The sequence below is a fragment of the Modestobacter sp. VKM Ac-2979 genome, from assembly GCF_026967995.1.
In the GTDB taxonomy this organism is placed as follows: Bacteria; Actinomycetota; Actinomycetes; order Mycobacteriales; family Geodermatophilaceae; genus Modestobacter.
This window is the reverse complement of the sequence record NZ_JAPVBO010000003.1, coordinates 184161-202263: the sequence shown is the minus strand read 5'-3', so window position 1 is coordinate 202263 and position 18103 is coordinate 184161. Positions and strand designations below refer to the sequence as shown.

Genomic DNA, 18103 nt, shown 5'->3' with positions numbered 1-18103 from the left:
TCGTCTCGTGGAGGGGATGTCGCTGTGCCCAAGAAGTTCCCGCCCGTCTTCGAGCGTGACGTCGGCCGGGTAGTTCGCCGCAGTGACCTGAGCCAGGCCGAGGTCGCTGCCGACTTCGACATCTCGGTCGAGTCGGTGCGTGGCTGGGCGCGGCAGGCTGACACCGACGACGACGTCGTCGATGGGCAGACCAGCGCCGAGCAGAACGAGGTCGTGAAGCTGCGCCGAGAGAAGCGGCACGCGCTCCTGCAGAAGACCATCCTGGACCGCCGGCGCTGGCGCACCGCGAGAAGCGGTACGACGCGATCGTGATCCGGTTTGAGCACAGCTACAACCGCCGACAGCGTCAGCGCGCCCTCGGCAAGCCCACTCCGGTCATGTACGAACTCGCCTTCACTGATCAAGCCGCTGGCGCGGCCCGATCAGTCCCAACCGCCGTCAACTGAAGCTGCGCCAGTCCCGAACCGACTGCCACGGGAAGGCAGCGCAGTCGACGGGGAGCACCGCGTCTGAGGCTGCGCCGTCGGGGATGGTCGAGAGCGACCGACCGGCAGGCTGCGTGGCCGACCGGAAGCCCAGGCCCGGGCATCGCACTGCTCATAGCCCGCTTGCCCGCCATCGGTCGGGTCCGCCCCCGGAGGCTGGGGCGGAGGCATCTCCGGCGCTGTCAGTGTCTGCCGGCTGTACGGAGGCGGCCTCAGGGGCTTGTCGTCGATCGCGCTGCCGTCATCAGGCCGCCAGCCTGGGCAATCACCTCGTCTCGTGCACTGTCATGAACACAGGCGGGGAGGTAGTCACCGCCAGTTGCTCGGCCAGCCGCAACCGGGCGCGCAGCTCCTGTTCGGCAACCTGCCCCTTCAGTGCTCTGAGGGGATCATCGGGGGCAGGCACGAACCCGAGTTCTTGCGCTGCCTCCGCTTCTGCAGCGCGCTCCACCAGCGAGGGGGGCGAAAGAGCCGTCCGCAGTGCGCTGCCGGACTCGGCCGCCTCCTTCAGCGCCGGAATGAGCGCCGTGATGTCGTGGGCCCGCTGGAGCGCCGGATCGGTTCGCTCGGTGCCCACCTTCAGCAGCGCTCCGGACTCACCCAGGGTTAAAACCGCAGCGCTACTCGCCTTGCGGTCCGACCGAAGGGAGATCGTCGCCTCGTTGCCCGGGTAGGCGACCAACAGCCGCTGCACGTTCATACGGATCAGCTCATAAGTCCCCATGCCAGCCGGGCTTACCTTCCACGTCTCCAGAACGGCAGGACGCGGCTGCCGGTAGTGGACGACGTCATCACTCGCAATGGGTTCGTACTCCTGCTGGTGCAGGACGCCGTTGTCGCCGAGGACGCGTTCCAGACGGACGGTCACAGCCACCTGCAACCGGCGAGCCAGTTCGATCCAGGCACAGGTCCTGGTGCCTGGGGCCGCGGCCCATTCTGCGAGCTCCTCTGCGGTCGGCAGGACATCGATGCGCAGTCGTTCGTCGTGGTCCTCGCTTACGACCGTGATCTTGCCGACCTTCCAGTCGGCGTACGCGGCTTCTGCGTGAGCCGCGCCGACACTGGCCGAGGCGAGAAGGCGTTCCAGTGTTCTGACCCGGTGCTCCCAGAAGTGTGGTGCGCCGGTCGGGGAGAAGTCGATCGCCGCGCGGACCGCCTCCGCGTGAGCAGCCGTAGCGTCTGCCACGGCCGCCCGGTAGCCGGCAAGGACGTACGCCCGACTCTCGTCCTCCTTGACGTAGTCGGGGTGCACCTTCCACGCCGCGGGGTCCGCCTTCTCGGGTGGCTGCGGCCGCTGGTCGTCGATGCCCCCGAGGACGTCGATGCCGCGAAGGCCCTCACCTCCCATCACCCCAAGCAGGCCGCCACCGGCGATTCCCGCCCCGATCGCCGCCGCACCGGTGAGCCCGGCCAGCGCCACCCAACCTGGGGGTCCTGCCGCCAGCAGCGGCGGACCCGCGGCGCCCATCACGGCTGGGCCTGCTGACAGCGACGCCTTCCATCCGGCGAGCGGCTCGGCCGCGGTGGCGACATCGGCGCCGGTGAGCCGGCCGTCTGCCAGGAGAGTCCACGCGGCTGTCTGCTTCTCCGAGGTGCCGGATGCCTGCCGGACCACACACCTGGTCAGCAGATCAGCGCCGTCTTCTGTCGTAACGGCGGAGCCGGAGTCCACGGTCGTCGTTTGGCTCAGCCAATCTCTGGTCTCGGTACGCGTCCCGGTGATTCGGACGTAGCTCAGCGGCAGCCGGTAGGAGAAGGTCAGGCCCGCCATTGGTCCCCCTGCTTCCAGTCGTCGAGACCGCGAAACGGCGGCCAGCCTGCCGTTGCCTCACCGCCGTGTCGAGGGCCTATCGCAGTGCGGGCGGGGCCCACGCACTTCTTGCCAGTGCGTCCGGTGCGCCGTCACATTCCGCGGTCGGCATGGTGGTTCGAACGTCCGGGACTCACGGACCCGGGTGCCTCGTCGCACACGCGTCCGTGTCGGCGGGAAGCCGTTCGTGAGAGCGCCGCCCACGGGCCTCGGCCTCGGCGAACAGCACGTCGAGCGCTGAGACCAGTCCAAGACACCGCGTTCGAACACCGACGATCATCGGGCGACCGCCAGGCGTGTGCGCATGTCATGGACTCGTCTCGGACGCAAACCACGCGCACCGACCGGAAGCCGCGAGGGGTACGCCCTCAGCCAAGGCTGGCTGATCAGGCTCCCGGCTCGGCGGGCAGCGCACCGCGGGCGACGGCCTGCACGAGCGTGTGGTGGTCCCGCTCCGTCTGGTCGGCGTAGGCGCGGGCGAACCGGCACAGTGCCACGTCGACGTTGTCGGACTTGCCCAGGTAGCCGGCGATCATCGACGCGCCGCTGGTCCGGGCGTGCCCCTTGGCCAGCAGCCGGCCGCACACCCCCGCGTAGTCGCTCAGCGCCGCGGCGTCGAGGGAGTCGACCGCGATCGTGCCCTTCATGTTCCTGAACTGGCGGACGTAGTACTGCCGGGACCCGATCGTGGCCCAGCCCAGCAGCGGGTCGCTGACCGTCTGCAGCGCCTGCTGGTACTCCACGACCCGCTGCCCCTGGTGGGCGTGCCAGGCCGACTCGCCGTGGACGTGCTGGGCCACGACCGACCGGCGGGCCTGCTTCAGCTGCAGGAACACCACGTCGTCCGGGCTGCTGCCCTCGCACAGGGCCACGTAGGCACGCAGCCCCACGCTCCCCACCCCGACCACCTTGTGGGCGACGTCCACGACCGTGTAGCCGCTGAGGACCCGTCGCCAGTGGGACGGCAGCGTGTCGACGTAGCCGTCCAGTCCATCGACCACCTCGGCGGCCTCGTCCCGGTCGAGCCGGGTGATCAACGGCGGCTCCTCGATGATCCGCCGCCCGTCCTCCCGCTCCTCGGTGAACCGGGGCAGCGCCCGGTCGCTCACCCGCTTGCGGGCACGCCGGGACGCGCGCTCGATCTCCTTCCGCAGCGACCGGTCCTCCACCGTGGTGTGCAGCCGCGTGACGTCCAACCGCTCGAACGACCGTGCCAGCAGCGGCTCTCCGGCCAGCCAACGCACGTGCTCCCGGTAACGGCGCCCCATGGACGCGACGGCGTCCGCGCACTGGTCCTCGGTGGCCGAGTTCTGCCGCCCGGCGACCCAGACGCTCGCGGCCAGCCGGCGGAGGTCCCACTCCCAAGCACCCGGATGCGCCTCGTCGAAGTCGTTGAGGTCGATGACCAGGTCACGCTCTGGAGAGGCGTAGAAGCCGAAGTTGCCCAGGTGCGCATCCCCGCAGATCACCGGCCGGATCCCGGTGTCCGGGAGACCGGCGAGGTCGGCGGCCATCACCCCCGCGGTGCCCCGGAGGAAGCCGTAGGGCGAGGCGGCCATCCGGGCCACCCGCACCGGGACGAGGCGCTCCACGCGCCCGACGTGGGACTCCCGGACCTGGTCGACCACGTCGGGCCGGTCGACCGGCGCACTCCACCGCCCGAGCTCGGACCGGGGCACCTGCTTGCGCAGCGACCGCCCGAGGGCGTACCGCTCCGCGCGAGGTGTGGCGGGACGACGCAGCGAGCCGTAGCCCTCGCCGTCAGCTGCCGTGAGCACCACGTGCCCACCCTGTCGCGCACCGGCCACGGGACTCCCCAGACAGTCGACGGACGCTTCTCGGCCCTCGGTGCATCCTCCCCTGCCAGCCGCTCGACCGTCAGGGCGGGAACCGATGGGAGCCGCGAGCTGATCAGGTGAGGACCCGGTCGGCGTCGGTCGCCGTGAGGTAGGTCTGCAGGGTCACGTCGTCGAGGTGCAGGAGCTCCGGGGCAGGCCTGCGGTCGGCGCGGCGTGGGGTCAGGGACACCGGCACCAGGGTGATGGTCTGCAATGCATCGCCGGCGGCGAGGAGGCGCTGCAGGGCGTCCGTGATGGTCACGTAGGTGTCGAAGGACGTCAGCGGGGGCGCGAGGCGGAGGTCCTCACCAGGTGCCGGCGCGTCGCAGTGTCCTTCGCCGCCGTAGCACCCGCCGTGGCCGAAGACGGTGTAGCGGCCGGCGTAGCCGCGTTCGGCCGTGCGCGGTGTGGTGGCGGTGGCGTCGGGGTCGTTGAGGAAGACCCGGACCTCGTAGGACGTGCTCGAGTGGTCGACGCCGGTGATGACCAGATCGGCGCGACTGAAGGGCGCCGGGGGGACGTCCCCGGGGAAGGCGAGGTGGAGGACGCGGGTCTCGTCGTCCCGTCCCGCGCGTGCCTTGTCGAGCGTCGCCATCGCGGCCTCCTCAGCCGATGACCTGGGCGGCGTACTCGTATCCCAGGCTGGAGATGTCCAGGGTCTCGCGCACCGTCGTGGGGAACGGCGGCAGTGCTCGGTGGAGCACCCTGGCCGGTGGATCGCTGTTGCGCGGGGAGAGCTGCCACAGGTACCAGAGCCGGTCGATCATCGAGTGGTGCGCCCAGAAGACCGGGTCGAAGGCCGCGGTCGGCGCTGCGGACATGGCTCCGCCGACCCAGCCGTGGACGCCGTTGTGGATGCTCTCCAGGATGCGACTGAAGTCGGTGAAAGTCGTGGCACGCAGTGCGCGCTGCACGGTCGGGTCCCGGGGCAGTTCGGCGGGCTCCTCCGGGTCGCGCAACGTGAGGGGGTCGTCGCCCTCGCTGATGGCACCGGGGAGGTTCTCCCGCACCAGTTCCAGATCGTCGGGGGCGAGCACGACCGGACCAGCGCTCAGCGGGTTCGTCGAACCGTCCGTTGCTGATCGGAACGGGGCTGGCAGGCCCCGGTCGTGCGAGACCGCCGACGACCAGTCCCACCACGGGAGACCCACCTCGACCGTCTCGTCCCCACGCGCGCGGCGCAGGGCTGCCGTGAGCGCCCGTTCGAAGTGGAAGAGGTACGCCCGGTGCCACGGCAGGAAGAGCGCGGTCCCGTGTTCGCAGTAGACCGGGAGCGGCAGGCCGTGGATCCCGGCGAAGAAGCCGTAGCCGCGATCGTCGTCGATCTGGTAGAGCGCCTCGAACGCCTCGCGCAGGTCGACCAACTCCGACGGCGTCAGGTTCTCGGCGTTCTTCCGCAGCCCCACGGGCACTCCTCCGCCGCATCGCTCCCGACCTGTGGTCATCGTCGCGGCTGGCGGCCGAGGTGTCCATCACCTGCCGGGATCCTCTCCCGCAGCTGCTCCCCCGCGCAGTTGCGCCGAGGAGATCAGCCGCTCCGAGCCCGCAGGCCTGACTGCGCTGCGGCGCCTGCCGTCGGTCAGGCGGACCTGGGGACGGGGACCTCGCGGAGGGGGCTCCCGCCGTCGATGAAGAGCCGGGCGTGCGGACGGGTCGCCGCTACGATGCGTGCCAGGGCCGCTTCCCCGGCTCGGGGGTGACGGCCGTCGAGCGCACCGACTCGGAAGGCGACGACGAGGTCGAACGGCTCGTCGCCGTCGTCCAAGGTGAAGTCCTCGATCGCGACGTGGCGTGCGCTCAGCCGACCGGAGGCGATGTGCTCGGCAGAGCGGGCCTCCAGTTGCCTGATCGCCGTGGCGGACCTGTCGATCGCGAGGACGTGGCCGGTGGTGAGCCGGTCGGCGATGGCGCGCGCCGCGACACCGGGCCCCTCCTCTTGTGCGGTGCGTGACGTGAGTCCAGACGGCGCGGACCCGCACAGCTCATCGGTCTCCGCTCCCGCAGCGCGCTACGAGGCGGGCGCGGCCGGCACCGTGGGCGCAGGCTCGTCGAACTGCTCGGCTGCCGGTGGTTCGTGCGTCGGCATCATCGGGCCGTCACCGGCCGGGTCGAGCACGTCCTCCTCGAACCACGTGTACCGGCCGGAGAGCACCTGCTGGGCGGCCTGGTACTGGTCTCGGTCGTCGTTGTCCCACAGTTCCGCGAACAGCCGATCGGCGCGACGACGGGCCTGACGGCAGAAAAGGTCGGCCAGTTCCGCGGCCTCCTGCCGGCGGGCGGGCTGCTCGCTCCCGATGGTGTCCGCGTACACGCAGGCGCACGAGATCGCGTAGAGCTCGGCTCCGATGTCGACGATCCGGCCGAGCAGGTGGCCCTTCTGCTCGAGGCGGGCCTGGTGTCGGCCCATCGCGTAGAAGGTCGAGCGGGCGAGCTTGCGGGAGTGGCGTTCGACGTAGCGCAGGTGCCTGGCCAGCTCCCCGAACTCGGCGTAGGAGCCGGGGCGCTGCCCGGCGCCGGTGGCCAGCGTCGGGAGCCACCGGGCGTAGAAGGCCCCCGCCTTGGCGGCGGCCTTGGCCTTCTCGGCGGGGCGGGCCTTCCCGAGCACCAGGTCCCCCGCGACCCTCAGGTGCTCGTCCACGGCCTCGCGGGCGATCAGCAGGTGCATGATCTCCGTGGAGCCCTCGAAGATCCGGTTGATCCGCATGTCCCGCAGCAGCTGCTCGGCCGGCACCGGCTTCTCGCCGCGCCGAGCGAGCGACTCGGCGGTCTCGTAGGCGCGACCGCCGCGGATCTGGACCATCTCGTCGACGGCGGACCAGCCGAGCTCGGACGAGTAGAGCTTGGCCAGGGCTGCCTCGATGCGGATGTCGTTGCGCTTGTCGTCGGCCAGGCGACTGGACACGTCGAGCACCGCCTCGAGGCCGAACGCCGTCCCCGCCAGCCAGGCGAGCTTCTGCGCGACCGGGTCGTGCTCACCGATCGGCCGCCCCCACTGCCTCCGTTCGGCCGACCACTCGCGGGCGATCTTCAGCGAGTACGTCACCGCCGAGGAACAGAACGCCGGCAGCGACAGGCGGCCGGTGTTGAGCGTGGTGAGCGCGATCCGCAGGCCCTTGCCCTCGCCACCGATCACGTCCTCGGTGGGGACGACGACGTCGTCGAATCGGGTCACCGAGTTCTCGATGCCCCGGAGGCCCATGAACTCGTTGCGGTGCTCGACCGTGATGCCCGCGCGGTCGCACGGGCAGAGGAACGCGGTGATGCCGCCCCGATGGCCGTCCGACCTCGGGACGACGGCCATGACCACGACCACGTCGGCGATGGCGCCGTTGGTCGCCCACAGCTTGGTGCCGTTGATCCGGTAGCCGGTGCCGTCGTCGGTCGGGACGGCGGTCGTGCTCATCCGCGCCGGGTCCGAGCCGACGTCCGGCTCGGTGAGCAGGAACGCCGAGATGTGGTCCCTGGCCAGCCTGGGCAGCCAGTGGCGCTTCTGCTCCTCGGAGCCGAACAGCCGCAGCGGCTCGGGCAGGCCGATCGACTGGTGCGCGGAGAGCAGTGTCGAGATCGACGAGTGCCACGTGCCGGCCATGGCCAGCGCCCGGTTGTAGTACACCTGGCTCAGCCCGAGGCCCCCGTACTCCTCGGGGATCTTCATGCCGAGCGCACCCAGCTCCCCGAGGCCCCGGAGGACGTCGTCGGGGATCTTCGCCTCGCGCTCGATCCGCTGCCGGTCGACGTGCTCGGTGAGGAACGTGCGGAGGCGCTCGAGGAACGCCTCGCCCTTCTCCACCGCGGCCCCGTCGAGCCCCGGCTGCGGATGGACGAGGTCGAGCCGGAAGTCGCCGAGGAACAGCTGCTTGCCGAACGACGGCTGGGTCCACTCGGTCTCGCGGCTGGACTCGGCGACCTGCTTCGACTGCTCGTAGGACGGTTGCGACGCCATGCACCAGCATCACCCCTGCACGCCCGTGGGACAACGGTTCTCGGCGCCGTCGGTGCGAGCAGCAGGGCGGCGGTGATCGTGCCCGCCGGCGCGCGGGCCCGAGCGGCAGGCTTAAGGTCGCGCGTGGACTTCGCCGACCTGAGCCGGCCGTTCGTCATCGCCCACCGCGGCGGGTCCCTGCAGGTGCCCGAGCACACGATGGAGGGCTACCGGGTCGCGGTGGGCCAGGGCTCGGCGGTCATCGAGCAGGACGTGTCGAGGCTCGCCGACGGCGGTCTCGGCGTCATGCACGACGGCACCGTGGACCGGATGACCACCTCCAGCGGCAACGTCGCCGACCACACGTCGGTGACCTGGAAGCAGCTGGACATCGACGCCTCGGTCACCCTCGGCGGAGGCTGGCCCGACGGGCTGCGCCCTCCCCTGTTCGAGGAGGTGCTCACCGAGTTCGGCAACCGCGTCCTCCTCTGCGCCGAGGCCAAGAGCAGCGACGCGATGGGCCCGATGATCGACGAGCTCGAGCGGCACGGTGTCCGCCCGGCGTCCGTGCTGCTCCAGTCCTTCGCCCTCGCCGACTGCCGGCTGGCGCTGTCCCGGGGGTGGAGCGTCATCTGGCTCGGCAGCACCGACGTCGCCCGGGCCGCCGCCGAGGGCATCGGCTGGATCGGCCCGCCAGCGGGCCGTGTCACGCCGGAGATCTGCGACGCGGCCCATGCGGCGGGGATCCGGGTGGCCTGCTACACGGTGAACCGCCGGCACCAGCGGGACGCCGTCGTCGCCGCCGGCGTGGACGCATTCTTCTCCGACGACCCCCGCTACGTCGCCGGGGACGCGGACCGCCGCGCCTCGGACCTCTTCGCCCGACAGACCTGGCTGCCCGGGATGCTGCCGGACACCAGCCGCGGCCGGTTCCACCCGGACGACTCGTCCTGGGGCTCCGACGCCTCGGACACCGTCCACTCCACGCTCATGGGCTTCCTCGCACCGCCGGACCCGGCGGCGTTCACGCTGCACCTCGACGTGCGGGTGGACGGGACGTGCCGCAGGAGCGGTGGGTCCGTCCTGCTGAGCACCGACGACCACCCGTACCGACCGTCGTCCCGGTCATCGCCCGGCGTCAACGGCTACCTCTTCACCGTGCGGGGAGACGGCAGCCTGGACGTCCAGCGGGTCCTCGAGGGGGTCGCCACCACGCTGGCGTCCTCGTCGGGGGGAACGGCGCCGACGCCGGGCACGTACGCCCGGCTGCGGATCACCGTCACCGGCGCTGGGCTCTCCTTCACGCGCGCGGACACCGTCGCCGAGACCCTGACCGTGGCGGACACCACCTGCCGCCCCGTGCCCGTCGTCCACCTCGGCAGCGCGTTCGCCGGGGCCCGTTTCAGGAACGTGGTGTTCGCATGACCGACCCGTACGAGCGCCCGGGCCACGGCCCCGCCGACCCGGACGGCTACCTCGTCGAGCAGGCCCCGGACGGCTACCGGTGGACGCGCCGCGCGGACGGCCGCACCGCCGGGCCGTTCCCCAGCCGCGAGGAAGCCGTGGTCTCCGCCGAGGCCGACCAGACCGCCTGAGGCACCGGGAGGCAGGGGTCGTGAGTCCGCTGCCGAGCTCTCGCCGACCGTGGTCGTCGGGAGCGAGTACCTGACCAACCCGTCGTTGCGGCAGGTGCGCGAGGCGATGGCCCGCCGCTGACTCGCACCACGTCGGCGAGCGCCGTGGCGATCCGCCACAGCCGCACGGGCAGCGGGGTGTTGCGGCCTGCAGCGGCCGCAGGTGAGATGAGCCATGGTGTCGGCTCGGGGAGACGGGCGCGGGACGCGGACGGCAGCGCCTGGCCGTCGTCCCCCGGCCAGCGACGCCGACTCGCCCCGGAAGATCTCCGCCCTCGGCTGGCGCCGCATCCTCCGGCGTGTCCGGGTGCACGTGATCAGCGATCGGCTGATGGTGCAGAGCGCAGCGGTGGCGTTCTTCGCCATCCTGTCGATCGCCCCGGTGCTGGTGACGGCGATATCGGTCTACGGCGCGGTCAACACCCCGGAGGGGGCGCTCCAGCAACTGTCCCGCGTGACCGGGATGCTCCCCACCGAACTCCGGCCGATGGTGGCCGATCAGCTCACGACGATCACCGCCGCCTCGACGCACGTGCTCACCTGGCGCGGGCTCGCCGGGCTGGTGGTCGCGCTCTGGACGGCGACGACCGCCATGACCTACCTGATCGACGGGCTGACCCTCGCTTACCACGAGACCGAGACCCGGGGCTTCCTCCGTCGCGGCGGCCTCGCGGTCCTCCTCGTCCTCGGTGGTGCTCTCGTCCTGGGTGCCCTCGTCACTGCGGCCGGCGTCGTCTCGAGATCGCTCGCCGCGGCTCCGGACTTCGTCCGCACGCTCTCGCCCGTGCTCGCCTGGCTGTGCCTGGCCGCCCTCATGACCTCGGCGCTCGCCGTGCTGTACCGGGTGGCCCCTGATCGCAAGGAGGCCCGCTGGCGGTGGACCACGGGGGGCTCGACCGTCGCGACGCTCCTGTGGTTGGCCACCACGCTCGGGTTCTTCGCCTATGTCGAGCGCCTGGGCACGTACCACACGACCTACGGCGGCCTCGCCGGCGTGGCGATCAGCATGGTCTGGCTGTGGGTGACCGTGTTCCTGATCATCGTGGGCGCAGCGGTGAACGCCGAGACCGAACGCGAGACGACCCACGACTCGACGGTCGGACCGGAGCAGCCGCTTGGTGAGCGCGGGGCGGTCGTGGCCGACAGCGCACCGCCGTACCCGGGCGAACGATGAAGCCCTCACCCCCCTGCGGACGGCGGGAGCCGTCTCCCCCGACCGTCGTCTCGCACCCGGTGCGTCGCTCCGGTCGCCGACGAGCGACGAGCGGAGGACCGTGGGCACGTCGTCGCCCATGGTCGCGCCAGGTCCGGTGAGGAGGTCGCGTGGGACGGGTACACCTGCTCGCCACCGGCGGCACCATCGCCAGCCGGCAGGGACCGGACGGGCTCGCGGCGGTCATCCCCGCCGCGGAGCTGCTCGCCGCGGCCCGCTCCCCCGCCGGTGTGTCCGTGACGACCAGCGACCTCGGCACCGTGGCGAGCTTCGCCCTGACGACGTCGGACCTGCGGGACCTGGTGGCCGCGGCCCGGCGCTGCCTGGCGGACGGCGTGGACGGCGTCGTCGTCACCCATGGCACCGACACCATGGAGGAGTCCGCGTACCTCGCCGATCTCGTGCACGACGACCCGCGCCCGATCGTCTTCACCGGTGCGCAGCGCCCCTTCGACAGCCCGGCGCCCGACGGTCCGGCCAACCTCGCCGATGCGCTGCGGGTCGCCTCCGCCCCCGCCGCCCGGGACCTCGGTGTGCTTCTCTGCTTCGACGGCCTCACCTTCGCCGCCCGCGGAGTGCGCAAGATTGACACCTTGCGCGGCGGTGCGTTCGGGGCACCCGGGCGAGGGCCGGTGATCCGGCTGGCCGGCGAGTCGGTGCTGCCGCTGGCCAGGCCGCCGCGTCCGTCCCCCCTGCCGCTCGACCTGCGGGCGGAACTGCCACGCGTCGACGTCGTCACCTGCCACCTCGGCGCGGACGCGGCGCTGCTGCACGCCGCGGTCGCCGCCGGCGCCGCCGGGCTCGTCCTGCAGGCCCTCGGCGCCGGGAACGTCCCCCCGGCGATCGCCGAGGCCACCGAGGAGCTCGTCGCCGGCGGGGTCCCGGTGCTGGTCTGCTCGCGGGTGCCGTCGGGCCCGGTCGCCCCCCTCTACGCCGCCGGTGGTGCCCGGCTGGCCCGAGGCGGGGCCGTGTTCGCCGGTGACCTGAGCCCGTGGCAGGGGCGGCTGCTGCTGGCCGCAGCGCTCGCCCTCTCCCCCGACGACCCACGGCGGGTGCTGACCCAGCACCTCACCGGCTGACCCCACCGCCCCGGCCCGGGGCGACCTGATCGAAGGAGCGTGCCGACGATGAGCAAGGAGATCCTCGTGGCCTTCGGCGTCGACATCGACGCCGTGGGCGGCTGGCTGGGTTCCTACGGCGGGGAGGACTCCCCGGACGACATCTCCCGCGGCGTGTTCGCCGGCGAGGTCGGTGTCCCGCGCATCCTGGAGCTGTTCCGGCGGTACGGCCTGACGCAGACGTTCTTCTGGCCGGGGCACTCGATCGAGACGTTCCCGGAGCAGTTCGAGGCGTGCGTCGCAGCCGGGCACGAGATCGGCGTGCACGGCTACAGCCACGAGAACCCGATCGCGATGAGCCGGGAGCAGGAGCAGGCCGTCCTCGACCGCTGCATCCAGCTGATCGAGGAGCGGACCGGGCGCCGTCCCACCGGGTACGTGGCCCCCTGGTGGGAGTTCAGCGGCGTCACCAACGAGCTGCTGCTCGAGCGCGGCATCAAGTACGACCACTCCCTGATGCACCGGGACTTCGAGCCCTACTTCGTCCGGGTTGGTGACTCCTGGACGAAGATCGACTACTCGGCGTCGGCGGAGAGCTGGATGGAGCCGCTGGTCCGCGGGGAGGAGACCGACCTGGTCGAGATCCCGGCCAACTGGTACCTGGACGACCTGCCGCCGATGATGTTCATCAAGTCCAGTCCGAACAGCCACGGCTTCGTGAACCCGCGGGACATCGAGCAGATGTGGCGCGACCAGTTCGACTGGGTGCACCGCGAGATGGACCACGCGGCCTTCACCATGACCATCCACCCGGACGTCTCCGGGCGCCCGCAGGTGCTGCTCATGCTCGAACGGCTCATCGAGCACATCAACGGGCACGACGGCGTCCGGTGGGCGACCTTCGACCAGATCGCTGATGACTTCCTCAGCCGCTTCCCGCGGACCGGTGGCCGGCCGTAGACCTCGCTGCAACCTCCCTCCCGGAGGCGGGCTGGACCCACCTGGGCACCCCACCCTCGATCACTCAGAGGGCGTCGTACAGAGCTGTCTCCACGTCCACGTGGACCTGGTGCACCTCGGGCGCGACGAACGGCAGGGTCTGGGTGTACACCGCCGCCGTGATGCCCGCCGTCCGGTCGACCCAGAAGTGGGTGTTGCAGAGCCCGGCCCACGCCTGTCACCCCGCCCGGTCTCAGTGCTTGCGGTGGGCGCCGCGGTGCTCCGTCCTCGGTGCGGCCAGGACCTTCCTGCGGACGGCGCCGGCAGCCTCGGCGACGAGCTCTTCGAACGGGCCCCGGGCGTGGCCGCGGCTCCAGAGGAGTGCGAACGCCACCAGCACCGCGACCTGCAGCAGGAAGCCGGTCGGTCCACCGGGGACGGCGGGCGCGCTGAGCATCACCAGGTGCGTGCAGTAGAGGGTCAGCGTCATGCTCCCGGCTGCGGCCAGGGGCCGCAGCAGCGTGGTCGTCATGCGCCCGAGCAGGATGCACGCTCCGAGCACCACCAGCGCGACGCCGATCGTGTAGGCCAGGTCCAACGACGTGCTGGAGTGCGGCGCCCTCGTGGCCAGCCACCAGCCGGTGTCCGTCGGGGTCGTCCCGTTCCACCCGGACGTCGTGACGTCGGCGTACTCCTGCGGCGTCATCGACTGCAGGGCCACCTGGTCGAGCCGCGCGCGGCCGCCGAGGACGTCGAGCAGCAGCCAGGACACGGTCATCGAGACGACGACCAGTGCGCCACCGACCAGGACCACCGCCCCCACGACTGCCCGGCTGGAGAGCGCGGCGCGACCGACGGCGAGCCCGACGCACAGGTAGGCCAGCCACGCCAGCGCCGGGTACTGGCCGGTGACGGTGAGCTCGACCAGCACCTGCAGTGGGTGGTCGACCAGGTCGGTGACGGTCATGTTGGGGACGATCACCGGTGCGGTGCCGGCTCGGAGCAGATGGCTGAGGACGGGGACGGCGAGCACGATCACCGTCGCCAGCACCACCAGGGCACGGATGGACAGGGACAGCAGCGGGACGGCGAGCACGAACAGGACGGCGTAGTACGGGAGGATCACCCCGGCCGAGTCCGTCGGGACGAGGTGGCCGAGGGCCAGCCCCACCACGCCGATGATGAGGGCGCGGACCAGCAGCGACGCCGCCTGGGCCGTCCACGTCCGTCCCGTCGGCCGTCGCCGGCGGCCACCCGTGGTGAAGGCGATGCCCACCCCGGCCAGCAGGGCGAACAGCGCCGCTGACTTGCCTGCCGCCAGGGTCCAGGCCAGGGACGCGGTCCCGTCCGCGTCGGTCGCCTCGAACTGGTGCACCGCGATCATCCCGACCAGGGCGATGCCACGGGCAGCGTCGATGCCGACCAGCCGGGGCGTCGACCGCAGCGACTCCGCGGTGCTCGGCGGCGTCCCGGCGACGTCGCCCGACGGGACCGGGTCGCACGCGTGCGAGAGCCCCGAGACGCCGCCGACGGAGTCCCTCACAGCCGGCGCCGCGGTCACCGTCGATCCCGGCCCCTGCTGCGGGGACGGTGCGGTCTCCGATTCGGCGCTCATCGGCTGATCCCGCTGTCACGTGACGACATTCGCTCACTCTCCGCACATGGCTGGGCATCCCTGACCCGGTGCCATGACCGAGTCGTCGTCCCTCGCACGAAGGGCGTTCGCAGCGCGGCCACCCGCTGGATGGCGCATCCGGCGGATTAACGTTCCGTCACCGTCAGGCATCTCGACGTAGCGGGAGGGTGCGGTCAGCCGGCCCGAAGAGCCTGCACCCGGCCGCTCCCTGTGCGGGGGGCGGTCCGGGAAGGACGACGACCCATCCGGAAACGGCCTCCACGCCGAACCCTGCACGGGTCAACCGACCTGTGATCGGCTCGTACGCCCCCTGGACGCGGTGAGCCGGACGTGACCGCACACGGCCACGGCCGTGCACACTGTGCCGCCCCGACAGGAGCCCGGCCTCGATGGACCTTGGAGATGATGGGATGCGCAGGACATGGACGGTCCTCGGTGCACTGGTGCTCGTGCTCCTCGCCGCCGGGCCGGCATCGGCCGGCCCGCCGAGGCCGGTGTCGGGTCAGCTCACGGATGACAGCGTCGTGATCGGTGCTGCCGATCGACAGGTCGTCCAGCAGGCCGTGGACCGGCTGGAGGCCAAACGCGACATCGGTCTCCACACCGTCTTCGTCTCCGACTTCGACGCCGTGCCGGCCGGTGAATGGGCTCAACGCACCGCCGAACTGTCCGGACTCGGTGACTCGGACATCCTCCTCGCCGTGGCCGTCGGAGGGGGCACCTACGACTACGGGTGGTGGGTGGCCGAGGGGTTCCCGCTGCCCGTGGCGGACGTCGACGCCGTGCTGGCCAGTGAGGTGGTCCCGGACCTGGCGGCGCGCGACTGGACCCAGGCGGTCGTCACGCTGGCCGAGCAGCTCCGGTCCCTGGCCGAGACGCCGGCGGGCGCGGAGACGCCGGCGGCCGGTTCCGAGACGGCGGCCGGCTCGGAGGCAGTGGCCGGGTCCGGGACTGCACCTGACTCCGGAACTGCGACCGACTCCGGAACTGCACCTGACTCCGCCGCTGAGGCCGGCTCCGACACGGCGAGAGACAGCACCATGGCGCGCAGGGACAACGCGTCGGGGAACACGCTGCCGTGGTCGGGGACGACCACGCTGGTCGTGATCGGCCTCTTGGCGGTCGTGCTCGTGAGCGGTCACCTCCTCTCCCGTCGCAACGCCTCGAGCAGTTCACCGCGGTAGCCGCGCGCGCGGCTGGGCCGTTCGCCACCACGCCCGCGAGTCCTGACCCCCGCCTGTGGACAGGCGCAGCCCCTGGCGTGGCGGTGCAGGGCCAGGGCAACTGGGCCATCCGGGTCAACCGCAGGACCGCCACGGACAAGATCGACCACTGGTCGGTGTGCTGCCATCTGTGCACCGGAACGGGCCTGCCGGGAAGCCGGCCACCCCCGTGCCCCGGACGGCGCCGACACCCCGCAGGCGGACACATGACGGACCAGGACCCCCACCGGCGCCGAGGGGACGACCGGAGACGGAGGCGACCGTGGAGCAGGTGAGGGGACCGCGCGGCACCGTCGTCCAGGGCTACCTGGGCGAGGCGGCCGGGTCGGTGGCGCCGGACGCCGTCCTCCTGCACGGCCCGGCGCAGTGGGCGGGGCTGAGTGCACGCTCCTGGCACCTGGGCCGGATCCCGGCCTGCGACTTCCGTGACCGTGCCGACGTGGTGGTGACCCCGGTCCCGGCCACCCGCCGCCTCCCCGGCCACTGTCTGGGCGTGCTGTTCGAGGGCGAGGGGACGCTGCAGCAGTGCGGGCCCGGCGGCGAGGACCGAACGGTGCTGCTGGCCCCGGACCGGGTGGTGCTCTACTCCCGCAACCGGCCGTTCCGGCTGCAGGTCCGCGGTCCCTATCGCTACCTCCTCCTCGAGGTGACCCCCTCGGTCCTGGGCGTCGGCCAGGAGGTGCTGCGCACGGCCGCCGCCGACGACGCATTGGCCGCGTCCCCCTCGGCCCGGGTGCTGGCCGGCCTGCTGGCCCAGCTCCCCGACCAGTTCGCCGGGCTGTCGGCCCAGCAGCGGCTGCAGGCCGCAGACGCGGTGACCGGACTGCTGGCGGGGCACGTGCGGGCGGCCGCGGGAGGCGGCGGTCACCGTGATGAGCTGTTCGAGGCCGTCCTGCGGTGGATCGACGACCGGCTCGGCGACCCGTCCCTCTCCCCCGGCACGATCGCCGCCGCGCACCACGTCTCCACCCGTCACCTGCACAAGGTCTTCAGCCGGCACGCGCTCACCGTCGCCGGCCACGTCCGCGGCCGGCGGCTGGACCGGGTGCGCCGTGACCTCGAGGACCCCGTCCGGCGGGGAGAGCCGGTGGCCGCGATCGCCCGTCGCTGGGGGATCGTCGACCCGTCCCATCTCAGCAAGGCGTTCCGCAGTCGTCACGGCGTCAGTCCTCGTGAGCACCGCGAGCGGGCCGCCGCCGGCCTCCTCGCGACGTCGCCCGGCTGAACCGGCTCAGCCAGCGAGGTGGTGCGGACGGCGGTCAGCGCTGGCCGGCCGCGGACCGGGCGCGGCGTCGGGTCGGCCGGAGCGGTACGACCGCGGGGACTGGCCGTAGGTGGCCTTGAAGAGCCGGGAGAAGTGGGCGGGGTCGGTGAAGCACCACCGGGCAGCCACCGTGTGCAGTGGCTGGTCGAGCAGCTCCGGGCGCGTGAGGTCCTGCCGGCACTGCTCCAGCCGCCGCCTCCTGATCCACCGACCCACGCTCTCCCCCTCGGACTCGAACAGCTTCCGCAGGTAGCGCGGCGAGATGTGGTGCGCCACGGCGATCGTGGCCGGGTCCAGCTCCGGGTCGGCCAACCGCTCCTCGATGAAGGCCTTCACCCGGTGCAGGAGGGCCGCCTGGCGACTCCCGGGCACGGGCAGGGCAGCGCCCTCCAGCTCGTCCATCAGGGCGGCGACGAGCATGTCCAGCACGGCGTCGGCCAGGTTGGCGCCGGCACCGGGGGCGCACCGGCGGAGCTGCCCGGGCAACCCGGAGAGGAACGGCCCGACGAGCGTCCCGAGGCCGTGGTCACCGTCGATCCGCTGCCCGGCGAGGACCCGCACCGACGCCTCGGGGAGCCGCAGGAGCGGACGCCGGAACATCAGCACGACCATCCGGAAGGGCGCGTCGAACCGGAGGGTGTACGGCCGGGTGGTGTCGTAGAGGGCGAGGTCCCCGGGGCGGAGCACGGCGTCCCGGCCGTCCTGGGACAGGATGCCGCGCCCCTCGACCTGGAGGCTCAGCTTGTAGAAGTCGGGGTCCGGACGTCGGACGAGGCGGCTGGTCCGGCGGACGACGTGCTGACCGGCCGTGACCTCGGCGAGGTGCAGCGGCCCGACGTCCGCCTGCACGACGCGTCCCGCGAAGCCCGCCTCGGCACTGATCTGGGCCGACAGCGGGACGAACGTCGCGGAGACGGCCTCCTGGAAGGCCTCGAAGGACCAGGTCGGCGCCGTGCTCCGCCCCGTGCAGACCGCGTCGCTCATCGGGTCTCCCCACGCTCGTCCACCGGCCGGGACCCGGCAGAACGGCCCGCGGGTCATCCGCGCCTTGCGACGTAGGCTACGTCACATCCTGGCTCCC

At 72.2% G+C, this 18103-nt stretch carries 16 protein-coding genes; 8 read left to right on the top strand and 8 right to left on the bottom strand.

Features of this window, described 5'->3' with window-relative positions; all coding sequences use genetic code 11:
* Nucleotides 1-24 precede the first annotated feature (24 nt).
* On the top strand, nt 25-312 hold the full coding sequence (locus O2W15_RS23985) for a transposase (protein ID WP_442928874.1): 288 nt from the start codon (nt 25-27) through the stop codon (nt 310-312).
* 438 nt (nt 313-750) lie between these two features.
* Here O2W15_RS23985 and O2W15_RS09825 read toward each other — a convergent pair whose 3' ends face one another.
* The 6 genes from O2W15_RS09825 to O2W15_RS09800 all read right to left on the bottom strand — a co-directional run bounded on the left by O2W15_RS09825 (nt 751) and on the right by O2W15_RS09800 (nt 8076).
* Complete coding sequence (locus tag O2W15_RS09825) at nt 751-2256, bottom strand: hypothetical protein (protein WP_269179277.1); 1506 nt, start codon at nt 2254-2256, stop codon at nt 751-753.
* 425 nt (nt 2257-2681) lie between these two features.
* Nucleotides 2682-4073: a DUF2252 domain-containing protein gene (locus O2W15_RS09820; RefSeq protein ID WP_269179276.1), complete on the bottom strand. Its 1392-nt coding sequence runs from the start codon at nt 4071-4073 to the stop codon at nt 2682-2684.
* Nucleotides 4074-4206: 133 nt separating this feature from the next.
* Entirely contained in the window at nt 4207-4728 is a 522-nt protein-coding gene (locus tag O2W15_RS09815) for a hypothetical protein (RefSeq protein ID WP_269179275.1), read from the bottom strand.
* A gap of 10 nt (nt 4729-4738) precedes the next feature.
* Nucleotides 4739-5539 carry a tyrosinase family protein gene (locus O2W15_RS09810; RefSeq protein ID WP_269179274.1) on the bottom strand — a complete coding sequence of 267 codons (801 nt, stop codon included), beginning with the start codon at nt 5537-5539 and terminating at the stop codon, nt 4739-4741.
* A 173-nt stretch (nt 5540-5712) separates the two neighbouring features.
* On the bottom strand, nt 5713-6003 hold the full coding sequence (locus O2W15_RS09805; protein ID WP_269179599.1) for a hypothetical protein: 291 nt from the start codon (nt 6001-6003) through the stop codon (nt 5713-5715).
* A 138-nt stretch (nt 6004-6141) separates the two neighbouring features.
* Nucleotides 6142-8076 carry an acyl-CoA dehydrogenase family protein gene (locus O2W15_RS09800; protein ID WP_269179273.1) on the bottom strand — a complete coding sequence of 645 codons (1935 nt, stop codon included), beginning with the start codon at nt 8074-8076 and terminating at the stop codon, nt 6142-6144.
* A gap of 123 nt (nt 8077-8199) precedes the next feature.
* Here O2W15_RS09800 and O2W15_RS09795 point away from each other — a divergent pair, with 123 nt between their 5' ends.
* The 5 genes from O2W15_RS09795 (at nt 8200) to O2W15_RS09775 (ending at nt 12920) form a co-directional block, all read left to right on the top strand.
* Complete coding sequence (locus tag O2W15_RS09795) at nt 8200-9480, top strand: glycerophosphodiester phosphodiesterase (protein ID WP_269179272.1); 1281 nt, start codon at nt 8200-8202, stop codon at nt 9478-9480.
* Nucleotides 9477-9650 carry a hypothetical protein gene (locus O2W15_RS09790; protein WP_269179271.1) on the top strand — a complete coding sequence of 58 codons (174 nt, stop codon included), beginning with the start codon at nt 9477-9479 and terminating at the stop codon, nt 9648-9650. The genes O2W15_RS09795 and O2W15_RS09790 overlap by 4 nt, the downstream gene beginning before the upstream one ends.
* Nucleotides 9651-9864: 214 nt before the next feature.
* Nucleotides 9865-10863 (top strand): YihY/virulence factor BrkB family protein, encoded by a 999-nt coding sequence (locus O2W15_RS09785; protein WP_442928873.1) that lies wholly within the window; start codon nt 9865-9867, stop codon nt 10861-10863.
* A 149-nt stretch (nt 10864-11012) separates the two neighbouring features.
* A complete protein-coding gene (locus tag O2W15_RS09780) occupies nt 11013-11981 on the top strand; it encodes an asparaginase (protein WP_269179269.1) in 969 nt (322 codons plus the stop codon).
* Nucleotides 11982-12029: 48 nt separating this feature from the next.
* Nucleotides 12030-12920 (top strand): polysaccharide deacetylase family protein, encoded by an 891-nt coding sequence (locus O2W15_RS09775; RefSeq protein WP_269163152.1) that lies wholly within the window; start codon nt 12030-12032, stop codon nt 12918-12920.
* 232 nt (nt 12921-13152) lie between these two features.
* Here O2W15_RS09775 and O2W15_RS09770 read toward each other — a convergent pair whose 3' ends face one another.
* Complete coding sequence (locus O2W15_RS09770; RefSeq protein ID WP_269179268.1) at nt 13153-14514, bottom strand: acyltransferase family protein; 1362 nt, start codon at nt 14512-14514, stop codon at nt 13153-13155.
* Between the two features lie 431 nt (nt 14515-14945).
* On the opposite strand from O2W15_RS09770, the gene O2W15_RS09765 reads away from it, so the two are divergent.
* Nucleotides 14946-15719, top strand: a complete 774-nt coding sequence (locus tag O2W15_RS09765; protein ID WP_269179267.1) for a TPM domain-containing protein — start codon at nt 14946-14948, stop codon at nt 15717-15719.
* 301 nt (nt 15720-16020) lie between these two features.
* Nucleotides 16021-16983, top strand: coding sequence for a helix-turn-helix domain-containing protein (locus O2W15_RS09760; RefSeq protein WP_269179266.1), 963 nt, complete (start codon nt 16021-16023; stop codon nt 16981-16983).
* Between the two features lie 6 nt (nt 16984-16989).
* Here the strand turns inward: O2W15_RS09760 and O2W15_RS09755 are convergent, their stop codons facing one another.
* Nucleotides 16990-18006: a helix-turn-helix domain-containing protein gene (locus tag O2W15_RS09755; protein ID WP_269179265.1), complete on the bottom strand. Its 1017-nt coding sequence runs from the start codon at nt 18004-18006 to the stop codon at nt 16990-16992.
* Between the last annotated feature and the right edge of the window lie 97 nt (nt 18007-18103).

Bases quoted from the DNA above. Each gene is read 5' to 3' on its own strand.
- O2W15_RS09825 (WP_269179277.1), bottom strand. From the start codon at position 2,256: ATGGCGGGCCTGACCTTCTCCTACCGGCTGCCGCTGAGCTACGTCCGA.
- O2W15_RS09815 (WP_269179275.1), bottom strand. From the start codon at position 4,728: ATGGCGACGCTCGACAAGGCACGCGCGGGACGGGACGACGAGACCCGC.
- O2W15_RS09800 (WP_269179273.1), bottom strand. From the start codon at position 8,076: ATGGCGTCGCAACCGTCCTACGAGCAGTCGAAGCAGGTCGCCGAGTCC.
- O2W15_RS09790 (WP_269179271.1), top strand. From the start codon at position 9,477: ATGACCGACCCGTACGAGCGCCCGGGCCACGGCCCCGCCGACCCGGAC.
- O2W15_RS09785 (WP_442928873.1), top strand. From the start codon at position 9,865: ATGGTGTCGGCTCGGGGAGACGGGCGCGGGACGCGGACGGCAGCGCCT.
- O2W15_RS09775 (WP_269163152.1), top strand. From the start codon at position 12,030: ATGAGCAAGGAGATCCTCGTGGCCTTCGGCGTCGACATCGACGCCGTG.
- O2W15_RS09770 (WP_269179268.1), bottom strand. From the start codon at position 14,514: ATGAGCGCCGAATCGGAGACCGCACCGTCCCCGCAGCAGGGGCCGGGA.
- O2W15_RS09765 (WP_269179267.1), top strand. From the start codon at position 14,946: ATGCGCAGGACATGGACGGTCCTCGGTGCACTGGTGCTCGTGCTCCTC.
- O2W15_RS09755 (WP_269179265.1), bottom strand. From the start codon at position 18,006: ATGAGCGACGCGGTCTGCACGGGGCGGAGCACGGCGCCGACCTGGTCC.